This window comes from uncultured Psychroserpens sp. (genome assembly GCF_947501425.1).
Lineage (GTDB): Bacteria > Bacteroidota > Bacteroidia > Flavobacteriales > Flavobacteriaceae > Psychroserpens.
The window spans coordinates 80,791-100,555 of record NZ_CANMVN010000003.1; the positions used below are offsets into that span (position 1 = coordinate 80,791).

The window sequence follows — 19,765 nt, forward strand, 5'->3', positions numbered from 1 at the left end:
GATGCTAGACTTTTTACTAACTGGTGATGCCATCATGGCATTATTGACTTTAACCTTTCTAGAAATTATTTTAGGAATAGATAATATTGTTTTTATTTCGATTGCAGCCAATAAACTGCCTGAGAATCAAAGAAGCAAAGCCACAAACATAGGCCTAATATTAGCCATGGTGCAGCGCATCATCCTTCTGTTCTTTGTGTCGTTCCTAGTAGGTTTATCAAAACCTTTTTATAATATCCAGACCAGTTGGTTTGAACTTCATATCAGTTGGCAAGCACTAATTCTGTTTTTAGGTGGCTTATTCTTAATATACAAGAGTACGTCTGAGATAAGAGAAAAAGTATCGTATCCTGAACATGATGAAGATCAGGTGAAAGGTAAAAAAATTAAGAGTTTATCTAATGCTTTAGTACAAATCATGATCATTGATTTTATTTTCTCAATAGATTCGATCCTAACAGCTGTTGGTATGACCAATGGATTGCATCCAAACCACAATTACACTTTGGTATTGATGATTATCGCAGTAATGATTTCCATTGCTATAATGATCATTTTTGCAAATCCTATTAGAAAATTCATAGATACAAATCCGAGTATTCAAATGCTAGGACTAGCCTTTTTGATCTTAATTGGTTTTATGTTGATTACCGAAGCTGCGCACTTATCAGATACTAAATTCTTCGGAAATGAGGTTGGCGCTATACCAAAGGGCTACTTATACTTTGCCATTGCCTTCTCACTATTTGTTGAGTTCCTGAATTACAGAATCAATAAGAATTTGAAAAAGCGAGCAGAAAAAAACAGTTAGAACAATGTAATCTGACCTTGGTCGTCTAAATCGGCTTCATCGTCTGTATCAGATGGTTTACCTGAACCTTTGGTTGTTCCATCAGAAGCATTATCAGACGCTGAAGGCTCTACAGTTTCATCAACGACTTCAATCTCTTCAGCTGGTATTTCCTCAGGCGCTTCATAGGGTAGCGGATCTAAGAGATTAACCTGATTGATCTTTTCTTTAGTCAATTGATTACCTAAGGCATTGATTCCTTTAATTGCAATAAACTCTTCCAGCTTAACGGTCTCGTTATCTTTTCGGTCTTTGCCTCTCTCTTTTTTGAATTCAATCTCTGCTACTGGTTTCCAATCGGTAGATACAATCTCTAATTGAGAATCAGGATGCTCAGAAATAAAAGATTCTTCTTTACCTTCGTTTTCAATTAAGAAACGCTTTACATAGTATAATTCTTTTTCTCCATTGTAGTACACAACAGAAATTGGCTTTTTTGGAATCCATTTTTCCAAAACAATCATATCGCTATCAAAGTGTGTACTTAATTCAGGAAGTATTGTTTTAACAATTCCAGACTGAGTGATGATTAATAAACGGTCTTCACCTCTAAACTCTCCTATCAACTCACCTCGTTCATCAACGTTAAGTCGCTGTACAGTGTCATCAAACCAAATCTTACGTGGTTTCAATGTTGAAACCCCTTTCTCTTTGAGTTCAATTTTTTTGACAGCATATTTAGTCACTACATTTCCTTTTGATGCTCGACCCTTTATCAGGATATCTGCAAAATCTAAATCCCATTTCAGCTTCTTAATACTTCCTACTTGTCGTAAAGAGATAGAAACCACTTCAGCCTCACCATTTGGATTTGCAGAGAAATACCATAGCTTAGAACCTTTATTTTCATTTGTAAGGTCGTACTCCTTATCTCTAGTCATTGATGTTACTGCAAAACGCTTTACATAGGTTGGCCCTTTGGTTCCATCACGATATATCATATTATAAATCGTACGCTTATCCTTTTTCTTAAACACGGCAACATGAACGATATCTTTACCTATAAAGGTTTTGCTATCGACTTTAGTCACCATCATTTTACCATGATTGGTAAACACTATAATGTCATCTATATCACTACAGTCACAGACATATTCTTCTCGTCTTAGTGACGTACCGATAAATCCTTCGGCTCTGTTGACATATAGTTTTGTATTACGTATCACAACTTTGGTTGCATCTACATCTTCAAAGGTTCTAATCTCTGTTTTACGTTCGCGTCCTTCACCATATTCCTTTTTCAAACGCTGAAAATATGCTATGGCATAGGCAATCAAATTAGCCAAATGATGTTTTACCTCAGCAATTTGATCTTCCAAAGCGTCAATTTTCTGCTGAGCTTTATCGATATCAAATTTTGAAATACGCTTGATTCGTATTTCGGTTAATCTGGTAATATCTTCAACAGTAATAGCACGTTTTAAGTGTTTGATATGTGGCTTAAGTCCTTTATCTATAGCACTAATTACTCCATCCCAGGTTTCTTCTTCTTCAATATCACGATAGATTCGGTTTTCAATAAAGATGCGCTCTAAAGAGGCAAAATGCCATTGCTCTTCAAACTCACCGAGCTTTATCTCTAATTCACTTTTTAGAAGTTCAACAGTATTATCTGTTGAGCGTCTTAGCATTTCAGACACACCTACAAACAATGGTTTATTGTCTTCAATAACACATCCTAGAGGAGAAATTGAAGTTTCGCAGTTTGTAAATGCATATAATGCGTCAATAGTTTTATCTGGTGAAATTCCACTTGGCAAATGCACTAAGATTTCGACATCTGCAGCAGTATTATCCTCAATTTTCTTAACCTTAATTTTTCCTTTATCATTTGCTTTCAGAATAGAATCAATTAAAGACGATGTGTTTGTACCAAAAGGAATTTCAGTAATAACCAAAGTGTTTTTATCTAATTGGGAGATCTTTGCACGCACTCTAACTTTTCCGCCTCTCAATCCGTCATTATAATTGGATACGTCTGCAATTCCAGCTGTTGGAAAATCAGGCACCAAAGTAAAGCGTTTGCCATTGAGGTGCTTTATAGACGCGTCTATGAGTTCAAGAAAATTATGTGGTAAGATCTTAGTAGATAGACCAACGGCAATTCCTTCTCCTCCCTGAGCCAATAGCAAAGGAAACATCACAGGAAGATTGACAGGTTCTTTTCGGCGACCATCATAACTAGCCTGCCATTCTGTAATTTTAGGATTATAGATTACATCAAGAGCAAATTTAGATAAACGTGCCTCAATATAACGAGATGCCGCTGCACTATCTCCTGTGAGAATATTTCCCCAGTTACCTTGTGTATCAATCAACAGGTCTTTTTGCCCTATTTGAACCATGGCATCTGCTATACTGGCATCACCATGTGGATGGTACTGCATCGTATGACCAACAATATTTGCTACTTTATTATATCTGCCATCATCAAGATCTTTCATAGAATGCATGATACGGCGTTGTACAGGCTTAAAACCATCTTCAATAGCTGGAACAGCACGTTCCAGAATTACGTATGATGCATAATCCAAAAACCAATCTTTATACATACCAGTTACTCTGGTAATACTCTCTTGTGGTTCGTCTTGATTGTCTATAATATCAGTATTATCTTCACTCATTAATCTGCGCTGATTTTTTATTCATTTTAATCATTTTGCCCAATGATTGTCTTATGTAACGTCTTTTTTTTCTTGGCACAAGTGTCACATTAAAGGTACTCTTAAATTTGTGTCCGTGACTATCTTTTAAATATAAAGTTAATGTCTTATAAATAATAAAATTATTAAACTTAAAAGCATACAATTGTTGCTTTTCAAACTCAATTCTATGTTCTCTGTAATTAAGTTGTTCTGACAACAACAATCCTCTGTTAATTATTACAACTTTAAGTCCGTCGCTATCGTATTCAAAATATTTCGATATAAAATGGACTAGAAAAAATAGTGCAGCAAAACCAAATGCAATTAACAAAAAGGTCAATGTTGGATTACTGGTTACATCGTGAAACGCTTTAAATACTGTAGCCAGAATGACAGCCAGAACGATCAGTATAAAATATACTGATATGATTGTGTTTTTGACTTTTGAGTTATTTGTTCGCATAGCTTTTATTTCCTACACAATTAATTTTGTTTGATATTAAAGTTATCCAATATCTCGGTGAGTTCTTTTTTGGATGCTGAAATATCTACAATTTGTCCATTGGCTGACTTCACCTTCAATTCTATTTGCTTTAGTGCTTCTGTTTTTGATGTCTTAGTGATATAGTCGCATAGTTTATCTGCAGTAACTTCCTCTCCATTAACCGATAAAATCTCATCACCATAATTAATGAGTTTTTGAAGCTCCTCATCCCAAACATAACCAATAACAATTTTGTTGCTTTTAATAGTTTGTGTATAACCTAAATGAGGTGTATTGATGTCGTAAGATTTAGTTTTAGGCTTAAAATAAAACCGTTTATTTCTAAAATCTATGGTCATAACTCCATAGTTTAGTAGCTCTGCCCCAATTTTAGAATTATCATCTTTTGTGGTATGTGTTACACAATTATTAATTTCAAAATTATTAATAATTAGTTTTGGCACATGCAATCTCAATTGATTATTTACAGGCACTTCCCCAAATAGACTAACAGATGAAGCGCCATCACTTTGTCCAATTTCATTAAAAATCTCTTTGGACTTAAAAATGTTATAGTGGTTTCTAGATATATCATATAAACCTCCCATTCCAGTATCGATCAAAACCATTTCTCTTCCAGCCTCTTTTCCTTTAATCTGAATCCAAACATAAGGACTACTTTGGTTACCAACCAATTTAAGTTTTATTGATGTTTTTCTATCTAATTCGAGTCGTTTAGACTTATCAGTAAGTTTAATTAATTGTTCTTCAGCATTAATCTGGAGAATTGAGTTTCGAAGTAAATTACTACCTATGAATCCATCAATGCCAAAACATTTAAAAATTTCGCTTCCATTAAGATCGTAAACCAAAGCTGTAGAATTTACGAATTCAGTTTTTCCAAGTTTTAAACTCTCTACAGAAACAACATCTAAATTTTGTTTTTTTCTATTAGCATCGTTTGTTGGAATTGTAGTTATTACTTTAGGCTGAATGGCTTTAAAAACTTCGTAAGATATAATATTTGGTGCACCAGTATCCAATAAGAATCTATAGGTTTTATCTTCGATTTCAACTGGGATTATTATTTTATTCTTTTCGAATTCAAACTCTATTTCTTCGTAATAGTTTTTTCCATTAACACTCCCCTTTTTTAAACTACTGTTTTGTGCAAACACAGCTAAAGAGCATGCAATAATTACGATGTTTAATACGACCTGAATTCCTTTTCTCATTCTAACTATTGTCTTCAACCAAGTCTAACTCTACTTTCAGGTTTTCAATAATAAACTCTTGACGTGTAGGCGTGTTCTTTCCCATGTAGAATGACAGCAACTCTTCAATAGACATGTCTTTATCAAGCATAACGGGATCCAAACGAATATCTTCACCTATAAAATGAACAAACTCATCTGGTGAAATTTCACCAAGCCCTTTAAATCGTGTGATTTCAGGTTTTGGTTTTAACTTTTCAATGGCGTTGCGTCGTTCTTCTTCAGAATAGCAATAGATAGTTTCCTTTTTATTCCTAACTCTAAACAATGGTGTTTGTAAAATATACAAATGACCTTCTTTTATCACTTCAGGAAAGAATTGCAAAAAGAATGTTATTAGCAATAGCCTAATGTGCATACCATCAACATCAGCATCAGTAGCGATTACAATATTATTATAACGCAAATCCTCTAGAGATTCTTCAATGTTTAAAGCCGCCTGAAGAAGGTTAAATTCTTCGTTTTCATATACAATTTTTTTGCTTAGACCATAGCAGTTAAGTGGTTTCCCTTTTAAACTGAAAACGGCTTGTGTATTAACGTCACGAGATTTAGTAATACTTCCTGATGCCGAATCTCCCTCAGTAATGAACAAGGTTGTTTCGAGATTTCGTTCGTTTTTAGTATCGCCAAAATGCACTCTACAGTCTCTTAATTTTTTATTGTGAAGACTGGCTTTTTTTGCTCTATCCTTAGCCAGCTTTCTAATTCCTGAAAGTTCTTTACGTTCGCGTTCTGCTTGAAGGATCTTACGTTGGATTTTTTCAGCAGTATCTGGATTTTTATGAAGGTAGTTATCTAAATAACGTTTCATAAAATCGTTGATATACGTTCTAACCGTTGGCAGGTCACCTCCCATATCTGTTGATCCTAGTTTTGTTTTTGTCTGACTTTCAAAAACAGGCTCCATAACTTTTATAGAAATGGCAGAGACTACAGATTTTCTAATATCTGATGCTTCATAATTTTTTCCGTAGAACTCGCGCAGTGTTTTAACCAAAGCCTCTCTGAATGCAGCTAAGTGTGTACCTCCTTGTGTTGTGTTTTGACCGTTTACAAAGCTGTGATACTCTTCGCTGTATTGTGTTTTACTATGCGTTAAAGCAACTTCTATATCATCTCCTTTTAAGTGAATGATGTCATAGAGTCTATCAGATTCGTTGATATTATCTGATAACAAATCTTTAAGTCCGTTCTCACTATAGTATTTTTCTCCATTAAAAACTATAGTCAATCCAGGGTTTAGATAGACATAGTTTTTAAGCATCTTAGCAACATACTCATTACGAAACTTATAATTTTTGAAAATACTATCATCAGGAATAAAGGACACTTTAGTTCCTTTACGCCTTGAGGTATCATCTAGTAATTCCTCATTGGTAAGATTACCTTGTTCAAATTCAGCAGAAGCTGATTTTCCATCACGAGTCGATTCTACTCTAAAGTAGTTAGATAAGGCATTTACCGCTTTTGTACCTACTCCATTTAATCCAACCGATTTTTTAAAAGCTCTAGAATCGTATTTTCCTCCAGTATTCATCTTAGACACAACATCTACTACTTTCCCTAAAGGAATTCCACGACCATAATCTCTTACGATTACTTTATTTCCCTGAATTGAAATTTCGATGGTCTTGCCTGCTCCCATGACGTATTCATCAATGGAATTATCAAGAACTTCCTTAACCAGAATATAAATACCGTCATCTGGTGATGAGCCATCACCTAATTTACCAATATACATTCCTGGTCGCATTCGGATGTGTTCTTTCCAATCGAGCGAGCGTATATTATCTTCGGTATATTTGGTTTGTTGCGACATAAATGGATGAAAAATTTAGATAGAATGCTAATATAACACAACGTTGTAAAAAATGAAATAGGGATTACACAAAGTAATTAACAATAAAAGCCCAATTTTGTTGAGAACATTACGGTTTTATTACTAAAGTCGTATTTCTTCTGCTTTTACCTTCAAATGTTCATTCCTAATCGATAACAATTTAGTCATATAGCGCTTTAGAAACAAACTATTGGCTAATTTTCCGAAGACTCCAAAAGGCGATTCAAAATAAAACCTATCAATCATCACAGTGTCACCATTTTTAGTTTGAAAACGATGCTCATGTCTGAATGATTTGAACGCACCGGAAACCATTTCATCAACAAAATAGTAAGGTGCATCAAATTCGGTTATTTTGGATGTTAGTTTTTGTATAATTCCGAAGTGTTTAGCTTCCCATGTCACCCATTCTCCATGTCCGATTAATCCTGAGGTTTTTCCAGCGATAGCTTTTTCACCAGAATGCGCCATAGAAGCTTTATGAAAATCAATATCACGAGACAAATCAAAACACGTTTGTAGATCAGCTTTAATTAACGTTTTGATTTCAATAAGTGGCATTATACGTTAAATAAGAAGTGCATAACATCACCATCTTTAACGATATAATTCTTTCCTTCTACTCTCATTTTCCCTGCCTCTTTAACCTTAGTTTCGCTTCCGTAGTTAACATAGTCATCATAAGCAATAACCTCAGCTCTAATGAAGCCTTTTTCGAAATCGGTATGAATAACTCCAGCTGCCTGAGGTGCAGTAGCACCAATATCAATAGTCCAGGCACGAACTTCTTTAACACCAGCTGTGAAATAGGTTTGCTGATTTAACAATTTATAAGCAGATCGAATTAACTTAGAAGAACCAGGTTCATCTAATCCAATATCCTGAAGAAACATCTGGCGCTCTTCATAATCATCGAGTTCGTTAATATCGGCTTCTGTACCTACAGCAAGTACTAATACTTCGGCATTTTCATCTTTAACTGCATTTCTAACATCATCAACGTAAGCATTTCCAGAAACTGCACTTCCTTCATCCACATTACACACATACATTACTGGCTTAGCCGTAATTAATTGTGCAGGTTTTACAAACTCTTCAAGCTCATCATCACTAAAGTCTAAAGCTCTAACTGATTTTCCTGCTTCAAGACCTTCTTTTAATTTTAACAATACAGCTTCCTCTTTTTGAGCTTCCTTATTTCCTGTTTTTGCTGCACGTTTTACTTTATCTAGTTTCTTTTCAACTGTTTCCAGATCTTTTAATTGCAGCTCCATATCGATAGTTTCTTTGTCGCGAATTGGATCAACACTACCATCAACATGTACAATATTATCATTGTCAAAGCAACGCAATACATGAAGAATGGCATCAGTTTCACGAATATTTCCTAAGAATTGGTTTCCTAGACCTTCACCTTTACTTGCTCCTTTCACTAATCCTGCAATATCCACAATCTCTACTGTAGCAGGCATAACACGTTCAGGGTTGACCAATGATTCTAATTTTTGAAGTCTTGGATCTGGTACATTTACCACACCAATATTAGGTTCTATGGTACAAAATGGAAAGTTAGCACTCTGTGCTTTTGCATTAGACAGACAGTTGAATAAAGTCGATTTTCCTACGTTTGGTAGTCCTACAATTCCTGCTTTCATATTCTCGAAATAATTGATTTAATACAAAAATCAAAAGTTTGGTTTTTGCGATTGCAAATATAAGTTTTGAAATTGAATAAATCTTGTTATTATTGTTAGAAATAATGCTGACTATCTTTTTGCCAATGAAAAAACTACTTACCTACTTTACAGCTTTTACAGTTTCACTAATAATTAATGCTCAAGACCAACAAAACCTATCTGTTGTTTATGGCTCTGTATTCAAAAATGATAAGCGTGAAATCCCTGTAGATATTGTAGGAAAGGATGATAACGGCTATTATTTACTGTATTCTGAAGGTCGTTTTGGTCAAGGTGATGACATGTATCTGCGGAAATTTAATTTAGATCTTACACCTTCCGGACAGGAGATTAATTTAAAAAGTGAAACCTATGATGGGAAGTTCAATTCTTTAGGATTAGCAAAAATTAAAGAGGATATAGTCCACTTATTCTATGTGCTCAATAGTGAAGGCAAAACCTATTATCATCAAACGGTAAGTCTAAATGATTTCACTTTAGGAAAGAAAACAAAAATCACTACAATATCAAATGATACCAAGAAGGCTATTAACTCTGTAAGCCGCTTTATCATTAGTGAAGATGATGAGCTCATCACCATGTTTTACACTATTCCAAACAAAGGAAAAGAACACACCAAGTTTAGAATTCAAACCTTTGATTCAAATTTCAATGAACAGTCTAATAGATTTTATGAATTTCCGTTTGATAACAATGTGCTTTCAATAAGAAATGTATTCACTAATGATGACAATGAACTCTTCATCATCTGTAAGAAATATGATAGCAAAAAAATTCTTTATGAAGATGATAATTTTGGCTATGAATATTTGATTTACAAGGTGAAACTGGACGGACTTGAAAAACTGGCAATGGTAAGACCCAATGAAGTTCATATGAGAGGGTTAACACCAACATTGGTCAACGAGAATGAATTACTGCTTACTGGTTTGTTTTCAAAAGTCGATAAGTATTCAATGACTGGAATATATGCGACGAAAATCGATCTTCAATCTGGACATACAATCTATTCAAAATATAATAAATTCTCTGCCGAATTCTTTTCTCAACTCTTTAAACCTGGAAAGAAAAAAGATAAAGCCATAGTAAAATACAATCAAGGCAAACGTGAAGACCCAAACTACGTATTAAAAAAGGCCATACCTCTGGAAAACGATGAGCTTTTAGTGCTTGCAGAACAAATGCGAACCTACAGTTACAATTACGTAACAACCTACTATCATGATAATATTGCTGCCATCAAACTAGATAATACTGGTAATGTTGTTTGGACAAACAAAATTGGAAAACGACAAGAGAAAGTCAACGTGCCTATCTACAATTCGTTTTATCCAACAATGCGAGGCGACAAATTGTTTTTACTTTATAATTGCAATATCAACAATCTAAATCATAAAAACGGTAAGCTATCCAAACCATTCAACACTTCGGAATATGCCTTTATTGCTACTGTTTTGGATGATGACGGAAATTACAACAGACAAATTATTAGTACCAAAGAAGCTCTCAAAGGCGTTACAATCAGACCCTTATTATACAACTGGGAAGATGAGAATACCTTACTGATGTTTGGACAAGATATTGATAATCTTAAAAATCAGAGATTTATTAAAGTGAGATTTAATTAGAATACTGTCTTGCATATTTCACAATAGCAGTCTTAACTAAGGTATCCTGTGTTTCCTCTAATATATATTGCTTCGGAAATCCAACTGAATCCATATAAATGCTAGTAGTATAGATAGGTTTAACAACATCTGGCTTATGATATTGTTCAGTTTTTACATGTTCTAAAATATCTTTACTCCATGAGTAGGTCCTAGAGGTTTTATTATATTCAAATGCTCCTTCAGGATGATCAACAGTTGTTCTAATCGTTTTGAGTAGCAAGTCGTTTTCAGAATATCTATATTCAGTCTCATCTAAAAAATCAGGATGATCCATTAATTGCCCTTCATCTAAAACACCAATTCGCGATTCGATTTTTCCATTAACAATGTGATATTTATAAATAATTGACCATCCAAAATTGGAAGTTTTAGTTTCAAAAATTGAATCATCAACTCTAATCCTTTCGTAATCAAAGACCTCTAGATAATCGGTAAACTTATCATATTGGTAATACAAGCCTAATGAATCAAAACCCATCGTATTTGTACAACACATAAAGCTTTTAAAACGCTGTCTAATGATATTTTCTCCATTAGAAATAAAGTAATTTAAAGTATCTCCTTTTTCCAGAGTATTCATTTTACCATATTCAATCACCTCAAAAACTGAATCAATTTGTTGTTTTACCATGAGGTGTGGAATATGACCAATATAATCAACCTGAAGGAGTTTTAGTGAAGTCTCTTTTTGTTCAGAACAGGAACACAGTAGTAACAAGTAACTAATTAACATAAATGGTTTCATGTAAAGTCAACAGAAAAACCACTGGCTTATTGTAGATAAGAACTAAAATTTAAAAAATGCCATTTTGATTAGCATCACGATAACCCAAATAAATACGATTCCAACAATGGCTGTTAACGTACAACCCAAATGTTTCCAGAAGCCTTCGTAGCCTTTTTCATCTCTCTTCTCCATAATTGCAATCTAAATAAAAAATCCCAAGCAATAAAGTTTGGGATTAAGTTTATAATCTAGAATTAAATTTGTTTTAATCCTCTGGATGCATAAAGCGTTGTTTTCCCAGAAGCTCTTCTACAGTCTCTACATGATTTTCATCAGGCACACAACAATCTACAGGACAAACTGCAGCACACTGTGGTTCTTCATGGAACCCTTGACATTCTGTACACTTATCGGGAGCTATGTAATAAATCTCATCACTTATGGGTTCTTGTGTTTCATCAGCATCTACTTCAGTTCCATTAGGCAATACCACTTTTCCAGTTAAACTGGTCCCATCTTTATATCTCCAATCATCTGCGCCTTCATAGATTGCTGTATTTGGACATTCTGGTTCACAAGCACCACAATTTATACATTCATCTGTTATTATAATTGCCATAGTAATTCTTCTTTTTTATTGCGTAAATTTGCAAATGCAAAAATAAAGCCAAAACATCGTATAACCAAACACAAAATGGATTTACAACAAAGAATTAACGCTTTTGTAAAATTAGGCGAATTTTTAAGTCAGTTTTCTACTGATGGAATTACAAAAAAAGACCATATTAATCATAATGATTTGTTTTTTGATGGCTTTAAACATCAGATGAAATTAGCAGAAGAACACAATGGCTGGTTTACAAAAGAAAATATACTGTTTGCATTAAACGGATGGTCTAATCAACTCACCGAAAGCAATTTAAACAACTGGCTCTCCAAATATAAATTCGATATAGAACAGCCAAAAGTTATTGCTATTATCATGGCTGGAAACATCCCATTGGTAGGTTTTCACGATTTTTTATCGGTCTTAATTTCTGGTCATAAAGTTTTGGTTAAACAGTCTTCTAACGACAAACATTTATTACCTTTTTTAGCTAAATATTTAGAGCATGTGGCTCCAGAGTTTAAAGATAGAATTGTTTTTACTGAGGGCAAATTAGACAACTTTGATGCCGTCATTGCAACAGGAAGCGACAATACAGCTAGATATTTTGAATACTATTTTAAAAACAAACCTTCAATTATTAGAAAAAATAGAAATTCTATTGCCATATTAAAAGGAAATGAAACTCATGAACAGCTCAAAGCGCTCTCCGAAGATATTTTTAGATATTATGGCCTAGGCTGTAGAAATGTATCTAAGCTTTTTGTTCCAACAGACTATAATTTTGACAGCTTCTTCAAAGCTATGTACGATTGGAATCCTGTGATCAATCAAGCCAAATATGCTAATAACTATGATTACAATAAAGCCGTGTATTTGATGAGTGAATTTGACATGCTGGAAAATGGATTTCTAATGATAAAGGAAGACGAAAGTTTTTCATCTCCAATCGCTACAGTATTCTATGAACACTATAGTTCAGAAGACAATCTAAAAAAGGTATTACACGACAAAAAAGATAAAATACAATGCATTGTTGCAAACGATTTTTCTGAAAATGAAATCAAATTTGGACAAACCCAATTACCAAATCTATGGGATTATGCAGACGATGTTGATACTATTTCGTTTTCGTTGACAATCTGTTAATAAAATATCATTTTAATACTCTGTTTTTTCTCAGAATTTATCACCTTTGTGAGAGACGAAAAGACAACCTAATTTCCGTATTCTTTGGAAATAAATACATACAAAAATGAAAAGACATAATTTTAGTGCAGGCCCTTGTATCCTACCTCAGGATGTACTTAAAAAAGCTTCAGAGGCAGTCATTGATTTTGATAACGGATTATCGTTATTAGAAATATCACACAGAAGCAAACCCTTTGTTGATGTGATGGAAAATGCCAGAGCATTAGCACTTGAGCTACTAGGTCTTGAAGGCAAAGGTTACAAAGCTTTGTTTCTTCAAGGTGGAGCAAGCACTCAGTTTTTAATGGTTGCTCTCAATATGTTAGAAAAACGTGCAGGTTATTTAAATACTGGTACTTGGAGTGATAAGGCCATTAAAGAAGCACGCATTTATGATGACATCTATGAAGTAGCGTCTTCTAAAGATGCAAATTTCAACTACATTCCAAAAGGATACGATATCCCAACAGATTATGACTATTTTCACTGTACATCAAACAACACCATTTTTGGAACTCAAATGAAAGAGTTTCCAAACTCACCTATCCCAATGGTTTGTGACATGAGTAGCGATATTTTTTCACGTCAGTTAGATTTCTCAAAGTTTGATCTCATCTATGCTGGTGCTCAAAAAAATATGGGTCCTGCTGGTGCTACACTAGTTGTAGTAAAAGAAGACATTTTAGGGAAAGTGTCTCGAAAAATCCCATCAATGATGGACTACAAGGTACATATTAGCAAAAGTAGTATGTTCAATACACCTCCAGTTTTTTCGGTATATGTATCTATGCTTACACTACAATGGCTAAAAGATTTAGGTGGAATTCCCGCTATTGAAAAAGAGAATGAAAAGAAAGCACAATTAATCTACTCAGAAATTGATCTTAACCCATTGTTTAAAGGGTTTTCTACTAAATCAGATCGTTCTACTATGAATGCAACATTCACTCTTGCAAATGAAGACCTTAAAGAAACCTTTGAAACTATGGTTAAAGAAGCAGGAATAAATGGATTAAACGGTCACAGAAGTGTTGGTGGCTACAGAGCATCAATGTATAATGCATTATCTCTAGAAAGTGTTGGTGTATTAGTGGATGTAATGAGTGAATTAGAACGTAAAGCATAAATAAAATTAAATGAAAGTATTAGCAAACGACGGAGTTTCAGAAAGCGGAATTAAAGCATTAGAAAATGCAGGCTTTGAAGTTTTAACAACTACAGTTGCTCAAGAACAATTGACCAATTACATTAATGAAAATCAAATTGATGTGCTTCTTGTGAGAAGCGCAACAACAGTTCGTAAAGATCTAATTGATGCCTGTGAAAATTTGAAAATCATCGGACGTGGTGGTGTTGGTATGGATAATATAGATGTCGACTATGCTCGTAGCAAGGGTTTGCATGTTATTAATACTCCTGCTGCTTCTTCACAATCTGTAGCCGAATTAGTGTTTGCTCACTTATTTGGTGGTGTTCGTTTTTTACATGACTCTAACAGAAATATGCCTTTAGATGGTGACACAAAATTTAAAGCTTTAAAGAAAAACTATGCTAAAGGTGTTGAATTAAGAGGAAAAACTCTTGGTATTATTGGTTTTGGTAGAATTGGAAGAGAAGTTGCTAAAATTGCTTTGGGTATTGGAATGAAAGTTATTGCCAGTGACAAATTTGTTGGAAAAGCAACGGTTAAAGTTGAATTTTATAACGGGCAATTTATCAACGTAGAGATTGAAACTGAGCCGATGAAAGATGTACTTCAGCATGCCGACTTCATCACTTTACACGTACCTGCTCAAAAAGAATATGTTATTGGTGAAAAACAATTTAATTTAATGAAAGATGGAATTGGGATAGTCAATGCAGCTCGTGGAGGTGTTATTGATGAAGTAGCCTTGATAAAAGCTATAGAAAGCGGAAAAGTTGCATTTGCTGGCCTTGACACTTTTGAACAGGAACCTACGCCTGCTGTACAAGTCTTAATGAATGGAAGAGTTTCTCTTACCCCACATATTGGTGCTGCAACTAACGAAGCTCAAGATAGAATTGGTACTGAATTAGCAGATCAAATCATTAGTATCTTGAGGTAGAAAAAATAAAATGTGACCTTATCGAAAAAAATGAGTCCTATCTATACGTTAGGACTTTTTTTTGTAAATTGAAAGTTCAATTTTATTAATCTTATATTAAAAATATTATGTCAGGAATTTTAGACTTATTAAACAGCGACCTCGGAAAAACAATTATTAGTGGAGTATCGGGATCAACAGGTGCAGATGAAAACAGAACAGGTAGTGTTCTTACAATGGCTTTGCCAGTATTAATGAAAGCCATGGAGCGAAATGCTTCAACACCTGAAGGTGCTCAAGGTTTAATGGGTGCGCTTAGTAGTAAGCATGATGGTAGTATCTTAGATAACCTTAGCGGTTTATTTGGTGGTGGAGTTGATCAGGAAGTTAAAGAAGATGGTGGGAAAATTCTTGGTCATGTTCTAGGTAACAGACAACAAGGCGTAGAGAAAATCATAGGTGAAAAATCTGGATTAGATGCTGGTTCTGTAGGTAACATACTTAAAGTTGCAGCTCCTATTTTAATGGGTGTTCTAGGTAAACAAGCTAAACAAAACAATGTAAGTTCTCCAAACGATTTAGGAGGTTTACTTGGTGGAATGCTTGGTGGAAACGAAGCTAAAGAAGAGCAAAGTTTCTTAGAAAAAATATTAGATGCTGATGGTGATGGAAGTGTTATTGATGATGTTGCAGGTATGGTATTAGGTAGTGCAAAGAAGAAAGGTGGACTTGGTGGTTTACTAGGAGGTCTTTTCGGAAAATAAAATCACATAACTATTATGTCTAAAAAAAGTCAAGCTACATGTTTGGCTTTTTTTTGTGCGTTTACTCAATCAAATCATAGGTTTACTCATTTCCTGTTTTCAACAATCAATACTTCGATTACTTTTGAAGCATCTGAAATTTTAGACATTTATCTAATGGCTCTAGACCCTTAGGAATGATTTTTGTAACTTTAAAATAAAAAGCAATGAGACGCACTATTTACCTTTTACTTTTCACATTTGCTCTATTGAGTTGTGGTACTTCTAAAACTAGTTATGATTCCTCTGAATCTGATACACCAGAAGAAGATATTGTTAGAATTGCTAATGATGATATCGAATATGAAATTATCATCATAGAACCTGGATTTAACGGCTGGCTCCAAAGTATCGCAAGACCAGAAGGCTATTACTCACAAAACTTTATGGAAGCCAGAAACATGATTTATGTTCGTGAATGGAACAGAAGAGTTCTACAGGCTCTGGAGTATGATCCTAACCTATATGAAATGCAAATTGACTACAAACCTAATATTGATTATGGATATGATGTTAATTATAAATTATATAACTATTTCATATACTTTCAATTAACTCATAAGCAACAATTAGGGTCTTGGATTCCTAGAATTTAGAGTATCTTTGCATTGCAAAATAAAGCGATGCTAAAAGACTTTAAATCCAACTGGGAAATACATCATAATTGGCAACTTATCTTTCCTTTATTGGGAATTATAGGACTTGCATACAGTTCATTTAAATTAGCATTACGGTTAACCAGCTCATATTCAATAGTTATGTCCATTGGTTTAGCAGTAATCTTTTTTTTGGCGCTATTAAAATTAACCCTCCTTATCTTTAAAAAATTAGAAAATAAGTGGATTGTTGACCATAGGTGGGAAATGATTCGAATCTTTATTGTATTTGCTATTACAGGAACGTCTTCTGTTTTTGTAGGCCGACCAATAATGAAACTTATTGGAATTACTAAAGAAAACTTAAACCCTGTTATTTATTGGGTATTATTTATTATCATTGGACTTATTTTCTATCAAATTCTTTTAGTAACTTTCGGTTGGCTTTTTGGACAATTCAAATTTTTCTGGGAATTTGAAAAGAAAATGTTGAAACGCTTCGGATTAGGAAAGTTTTTAGATTAATGGCACATACTGAGTATCACATATCGAAACGACTCATCACACTATTACTTGCATTTGTTTTAGTGTTGCCTTCTGTTGTGAAATTTTCTCATGCGCTCAGTCTGCACGAACACGAAATATGTATTGGTGAAAATCAAACACATCTTCATGAAATTGATCTCGATTGTGAATTCTTTAAATTCAAAATCAATCATAATTCACTTGTTGTGTTTAACAATTACGATATCGATTGTCCAACACCTGACAACACTTTAATTACTGAATATTACTTATACTTAATAAGTCATCAGCAAGATACTTTCTATCTCAGAGGCCCACCTCATTTAATGTAAACACAGGTTAATATCTTTTTACATTAAATAAAACATAATGAAACATTTTATTGTAAGCTTGTTTATTCTGAGTTTCGGAATAATTCATGCTCAAAACTGTTCGTTGACGCTATTAGGAGAAATTAAAGATTTTCATGATGCCACTCCTATTGCGTCTGCTACTATATACATTAAACATCTTGATAAGTACATCGTATCAGATTTTAATGGCAAATTCAAAATAGAGGACCTCTGTGAAGGTGAGGTAACACTTGTCATTTCCCATATTGGCTGTGAAACTAAGACCGTTACGGTTATGATGACTGGAGATCAATTTAAATCTATTGATCTGGAACACCATATCGAAGAACTCAACGAGGTTGCCGTTAAAGGCTCTGCCATTAGAAAGGAAAGTAAGACCGCACAGGAAAGCGTGCTTAAAACGAAAACTTTAGAAAAGTACAGCGCGCTCAATCTTGGAGATGCTCTAAAAGAGGTCTCAGGTGTATCGTCCATTAATACAGGAAATGCTATTGTAAAACCAATGATAAATGGCATGCATAGTAGCAGACTATTGATATTAAACAACAATGTACGTTTGCAGGATCAGGAATGGGGAATTGAGCACGCACCAAACATAGATATTAACGCTGCCAATCAAATTTCGGTAATCAAAGGTTCTGGAACATTGGCTTATGGTGGAGACGCTATTGGTGGAATTATCGTGATAAATCCTTCCAGAAATATTTTGAAAGACACCTTATTTGGAAAAACAATAGTCGGTGCTCAAACCAATGGAAGAGGTTATAATATCACTAGTAGTTTAAATAAGAGTTATGCTTCAGGTTGGTTTGCTAATGTACAAGCGAGTTATAAACGAAATGGTGATTTCAAATCGCCTGATTATTATCTTACTAATACAGGACTCAAATCTATTGGTGTTTCTGTTTCAGCTGGAAGAAAACGTTTTGAAAGCGGATTTGAATTATTTTACAGCTATGTAGATAATGAAATTGGAATTCTAAGAGCGTCTCACATAGGAAATGTAAACGATCTGGTTACTGCCATAAACACTCAGGAACCTCTCGTAGTTGAAGATTTTAGTTACGATATTAATTCTCCAAAGCAAGATGTAAAACATCACTTATTAAAAGGATTGTATTATAAGCGATTTAAAAATTTCGGAAAAGTTACTGTACAATACGATTATCAACGAAACCAAAGATTTGAATTTGATATTCGCGTAGGTGATGATAGAGATAAAGCTGCATTGGACTTAAGACTTCAAACACATACATTAACAACAGATGTTGTACTTGATGCAAAAAATGAGTACCGACTTAAGTTTGGGCTATTAGGACGCTATCAGGATAATTTTGCTAATCCTGATACTGGTGTAAGACGATTAATTCCTGATTATGAACGATATGATTTAGGAGCTTACCTTACTTCAGAATGGGATGTCAATGAAAATTTACTGCTAGATGCTGGAATTCGCTATGATTTTAATAGAATTGATGCTAAAAAATTCTATCAAACCAGTAGATGGAACGAACGTGGATATAATGAAGATTTTGCCTCAATAATCATTGAAGATTTAGGTACGCAATTGCTTACCAATCCGGTTTTTGATTATCATAATATCTCATTTGCAACAGGATTGAAATACTTGTTAAATGAAGATAGTTTTGTGAGTGCCAATTATGCCTTGGCAAGCAGACCGCCTAATCCATCAGAATTGTTTAGTGATGGATTACATCATTCTGCAGCGCGAATAGAATTAGGTGATTTGAGACTCGATCAGGAGTTATCAAATAGAGTCTCTGGAAGCTATAGTCTTAAAAAAAATGGCCTAAATATCTTAGTAGAGGCATTCTATAATCACATAAACGACTTTATGTATCTACAACCTGTTGGAATTGAACAAACCATAAGAGGCGCATTTCCTGTGTGGAATTACCAACAAACAAATGCGGCTTTGTATGGCGTTGACCTCTCTTTAGATTACAGATTATCTGATGCATTTAAAGTCGCTAATACATCGGCTTTCATCAAAGGAAATGATCTAACAAACAATACGGCGTTAATTGATATTCCATCATTTACGACTATAAATCAGGTTAAATATGTAAATCCTAAATGGAATGACTTTTCAGCAAGCCTAAAAAGCGAATGGGTTTTTGAACAAAATAATTTTCCAGATTATAATTTTGAAACCTTTATCGCTTCAGCTAATGAGACCGTTCTGGTAGATATCAGCACGCCACCACCAGCTTACCATTTGCTTCATTTTTATAGTGATGTGAATGTGCCTATTTCAGAACACACAAACCTAAATATTGCGCTCAGCGTTAACAATATTTTTAATACAAATTACAGAGCTTATTTAAACCGACTACGTTATTTTGCTGATGACTTAGGTAGGAACGTAATGTTACAATTACAATTAAATTATTAAATAAACTTTTACAAACTC

Annotated in this window: 19 protein-coding genes; 10 read left to right on the forward strand and 9 right to left on the reverse strand. The window is 34.0% G+C overall.

Annotated elements, in window-relative coordinates:
- The first annotated feature begins 1 nt into the window (after position 1).
- The gene (locus Q0951_RS05280; RefSeq protein WP_299335151.1) at positions 2-811 is read left to right on the forward strand and encodes a TerC family protein; all 810 of its coding nucleotides are present in this window, start codon (positions 2-4) and stop codon (positions 809-811) included.
- On the opposite strand, the gene Q0951_RS05285 is transcribed toward Q0951_RS05280, so the two are convergent.
- From Q0951_RS05285 to ychF, 6 genes are all read right to left on the reverse strand, one after another.
- A complete protein-coding gene (locus Q0951_RS05285) occupies positions 808-3,474 on the reverse strand; it encodes a DNA gyrase/topoisomerase IV subunit A (RefSeq protein WP_299335153.1) in 2,667 nt (888 codons plus the stop codon). The genes Q0951_RS05280 and Q0951_RS05285 overlap by 4 nt on opposite strands.
- The gene (locus tag Q0951_RS05290) at positions 3,467-3,958 is read right to left on the reverse strand and encodes a hypothetical protein (protein ID WP_299335155.1); all 492 of its coding nucleotides are present in this window, start codon (positions 3,956-3,958) and stop codon (positions 3,467-3,469) included. The genes Q0951_RS05285 and Q0951_RS05290 overlap by 8 nt, the downstream gene beginning before the upstream one ends.
- A 20-nt stretch (positions 3,959-3,978) precedes the next feature.
- Positions 3,979-5,214, reverse strand: coding sequence for a retropepsin-like aspartic protease (locus tag Q0951_RS05295; protein WP_299335157.1), 1,236 nt, complete (start codon positions 5,212-5,214; stop codon positions 3,979-3,981).
- 1 nt (position 5,215) lies between these two features.
- Positions 5,216-7,075 carry a DNA topoisomerase IV subunit B gene (locus tag Q0951_RS05300; RefSeq protein ID WP_299335160.1) on the reverse strand — a complete coding sequence of 620 codons (1,860 nt, stop codon included), beginning with the start codon at positions 7,073-7,075 and terminating at the stop codon, positions 5,216-5,218.
- Positions 7,076-7,198: 123 nt separating this feature from the next.
- A complete protein-coding gene (locus Q0951_RS05305) occupies positions 7,199-7,657 on the reverse strand; it encodes an SRPBCC family protein (protein ID WP_299335162.1) in 459 nt (152 codons plus the stop codon).
- A complete protein-coding gene (gene ychF, locus Q0951_RS05310) occupies positions 7,657-8,751 on the reverse strand; it encodes a redox-regulated ATPase YchF (protein ID WP_299335165.1) in 1,095 nt (364 codons plus the stop codon). Before ychF ends, Q0951_RS05305 begins: the two co-directional genes overlap by 1 nt.
- A 125-nt stretch (positions 8,752-8,876) precedes the next feature.
- Here ychF and Q0951_RS05315 point away from each other — a divergent pair, with 125 nt between their 5' ends.
- Positions 8,877-10,421: a hypothetical protein gene (locus tag Q0951_RS05315; RefSeq protein WP_299335168.1), complete on the forward strand. Its 1,545-nt coding sequence runs from the start codon at positions 8,877-8,879 to the stop codon at positions 10,419-10,421.
- Here the strand turns inward: Q0951_RS05315 and Q0951_RS05320 are convergent.
- The 3 genes from Q0951_RS05320 to Q0951_RS05330 form a co-directional block, all read right to left on the reverse strand.
- Positions 10,414-11,181 carry a hypothetical protein gene (locus Q0951_RS05320; RefSeq protein ID WP_299335170.1) on the reverse strand — a complete coding sequence of 256 codons (768 nt, stop codon included), beginning with the start codon at positions 11,179-11,181 and terminating at the stop codon, positions 10,414-10,416. The genes Q0951_RS05315 and Q0951_RS05320 overlap by 8 nt on opposite strands.
- Positions 11,182-11,250: 69 nt before the next feature.
- Positions 11,251-11,382 carry a hypothetical protein gene (locus Q0951_RS05325; RefSeq protein WP_299335173.1) on the reverse strand — a complete coding sequence of 44 codons (132 nt, stop codon included), beginning with the start codon at positions 11,380-11,382 and terminating at the stop codon, positions 11,251-11,253.
- Positions 11,383-11,455: 73 nt separating this feature from the next.
- Positions 11,456-11,809, reverse strand: coding sequence for a 4Fe-4S dicluster domain-containing protein (locus Q0951_RS05330; protein ID WP_299335175.1), 354 nt, complete (start codon positions 11,807-11,809; stop codon positions 11,456-11,458).
- A 75-nt stretch (positions 11,810-11,884) separates the two neighbouring features.
- Between Q0951_RS05330 and Q0951_RS05335 the strand changes: the two genes are divergently transcribed.
- The 8 genes from Q0951_RS05335 to Q0951_RS05370 all read left to right on the forward strand — a co-directional run bounded on the left by Q0951_RS05335 (position 11,885) and on the right by Q0951_RS05370 (position 19,747).
- Entirely contained in the window at positions 11,885-12,946 is a 1,062-nt protein-coding gene (locus Q0951_RS05335) for an acyl-CoA reductase (protein WP_299335177.1), read from the forward strand.
- 106 nt (positions 12,947-13,052) lie between these two features.
- Positions 13,053-14,114 carry a 3-phosphoserine/phosphohydroxythreonine transaminase gene (gene serC, locus Q0951_RS05340; protein WP_299335179.1) on the forward strand — a complete coding sequence of 354 codons (1,062 nt, stop codon included), beginning with the start codon at positions 13,053-13,055 and terminating at the stop codon, positions 14,112-14,114.
- 10 nt (positions 14,115-14,124) lie between these two features.
- Positions 14,125-15,075 carry a D-2-hydroxyacid dehydrogenase gene (locus Q0951_RS05345; RefSeq protein ID WP_299335181.1) on the forward strand — a complete coding sequence of 317 codons (951 nt, stop codon included), beginning with the start codon at positions 14,125-14,127 and terminating at the stop codon, positions 15,073-15,075.
- A 107-nt stretch (positions 15,076-15,182) separates the two neighbouring features.
- The gene (locus tag Q0951_RS05350) at positions 15,183-15,818 is read left to right on the forward strand and encodes a DUF937 domain-containing protein (protein ID WP_299335183.1); all 636 of its coding nucleotides are present in this window, start codon (positions 15,183-15,185) and stop codon (positions 15,816-15,818) included.
- A 206-nt stretch (positions 15,819-16,024) separates the two neighbouring features.
- Positions 16,025-16,453, forward strand: coding sequence for a DUF6146 family protein (locus Q0951_RS05355; protein WP_299335186.1), 429 nt, complete (start codon positions 16,025-16,027; stop codon positions 16,451-16,453).
- A gap of 27 nt (positions 16,454-16,480) precedes the next feature.
- Positions 16,481-16,978 (forward strand): DUF6787 family protein, encoded by a 498-nt coding sequence (locus Q0951_RS05360; protein WP_299335189.1) that lies wholly within the window; start codon positions 16,481-16,483, stop codon positions 16,976-16,978.
- Positions 16,978-17,310 carry a hypothetical protein gene (locus Q0951_RS05365; protein WP_299335191.1) on the forward strand — a complete coding sequence of 111 codons (333 nt, stop codon included), beginning with the start codon at positions 16,978-16,980 and terminating at the stop codon, positions 17,308-17,310. The genes Q0951_RS05360 and Q0951_RS05365 overlap by 1 nt, the downstream gene beginning before the upstream one ends.
- 37 nt (positions 17,311-17,347) lie before the next feature.
- Positions 17,348-19,747: a TonB-dependent receptor gene (locus Q0951_RS05370; protein WP_299335193.1), complete on the forward strand. Its 2,400-nt coding sequence runs from the start codon at positions 17,348-17,350 to the stop codon at positions 19,745-19,747.
- Positions 19,748-19,765 lie beyond the last annotated feature (18 nt).

What these genes read in the sequence shown, in the direction of transcription:
- Q0951_RS05355 (WP_299335186.1), top strand. Translation starts at nt 16,025, where the DNA reads ATGAGACGCACTATTTACCTTTTACTTTTCACATTTGCTCTATTGAGT.
- ychF (WP_299335165.1), bottom strand. Translation starts at nt 8,751, where the DNA reads ATGAAAGCAGGAATTGTAGGACTACCAAACGTAGGAAAATCGACTTTA.
- Q0951_RS05330 (WP_299335175.1), bottom strand. Translation starts at nt 11,809, where the DNA reads ATGGCAATTATAATAACAGATGAATGTATAAATTGTGGTGCTTGTGAA.
- Q0951_RS05335 (WP_299335177.1), top strand. Translation starts at nt 11,885, where the DNA reads ATGGATTTACAACAAAGAATTAACGCTTTTGTAAAATTAGGCGAATTT.
- Q0951_RS05360 (WP_299335189.1), top strand. Translation starts at nt 16,481, where the DNA reads ATGCTAAAAGACTTTAAATCCAACTGGGAAATACATCATAATTGGCAA.
- Q0951_RS05285 (WP_299335153.1), bottom strand. Translation starts at nt 3,474, where the DNA reads ATGAGTGAAGATAATACTGATATTATAGACAATCAAGACGAACCACAA.
- Q0951_RS05315 (WP_299335168.1), top strand. Translation starts at nt 8,877, where the DNA reads ATGAAAAAACTACTTACCTACTTTACAGCTTTTACAGTTTCACTAATA.
- serC (WP_299335179.1), top strand. Translation starts at nt 13,053, where the DNA reads ATGAAAAGACATAATTTTAGTGCAGGCCCTTGTATCCTACCTCAGGAT.
- Q0951_RS05365 (WP_299335191.1), top strand. Translation starts at nt 16,978, where the DNA reads ATGGCACATACTGAGTATCACATATCGAAACGACTCATCACACTATTA.
- Q0951_RS05325 (WP_299335173.1), bottom strand. Translation starts at nt 11,382, where the DNA reads ATGGAGAAGAGAGATGAAAAAGGCTACGAAGGCTTCTGGAAACATTTG.
- Q0951_RS05370 (WP_299335193.1), top strand. Translation starts at nt 17,348, where the DNA reads ATGAAACATTTTATTGTAAGCTTGTTTATTCTGAGTTTCGGAATAATT.
- Q0951_RS05300 (WP_299335160.1), bottom strand. Translation starts at nt 7,075, where the DNA reads ATGTCGCAACAAACCAAATATACCGAAGATAATATACGCTCGCTCGAT.
- Q0951_RS05290 (WP_299335155.1), bottom strand. Translation starts at nt 3,958, where the DNA reads ATGCGAACAAATAACTCAAAAGTCAAAAACACAATCATATCAGTATAT.
- Q0951_RS05305 (WP_299335162.1), bottom strand. Translation starts at nt 7,657, where the DNA reads ATGCCACTTATTGAAATCAAAACGTTAATTAAAGCTGATCTACAAACG.
- Q0951_RS05295 (WP_299335157.1), bottom strand. Translation starts at nt 5,214, where the DNA reads ATGAGAAAAGGAATTCAGGTCGTATTAAACATCGTAATTATTGCATGC.
- Q0951_RS05280 (WP_299335151.1), top strand. Translation starts at nt 2, where the DNA reads ATGCTAGACTTTTTACTAACTGGTGATGCCATCATGGCATTATTGACT.
- Q0951_RS05350 (WP_299335183.1), top strand. Translation starts at nt 15,183, where the DNA reads ATGTCAGGAATTTTAGACTTATTAAACAGCGACCTCGGAAAAACAATT.
- Q0951_RS05345 (WP_299335181.1), top strand. Translation starts at nt 14,125, where the DNA reads ATGAAAGTATTAGCAAACGACGGAGTTTCAGAAAGCGGAATTAAAGCA.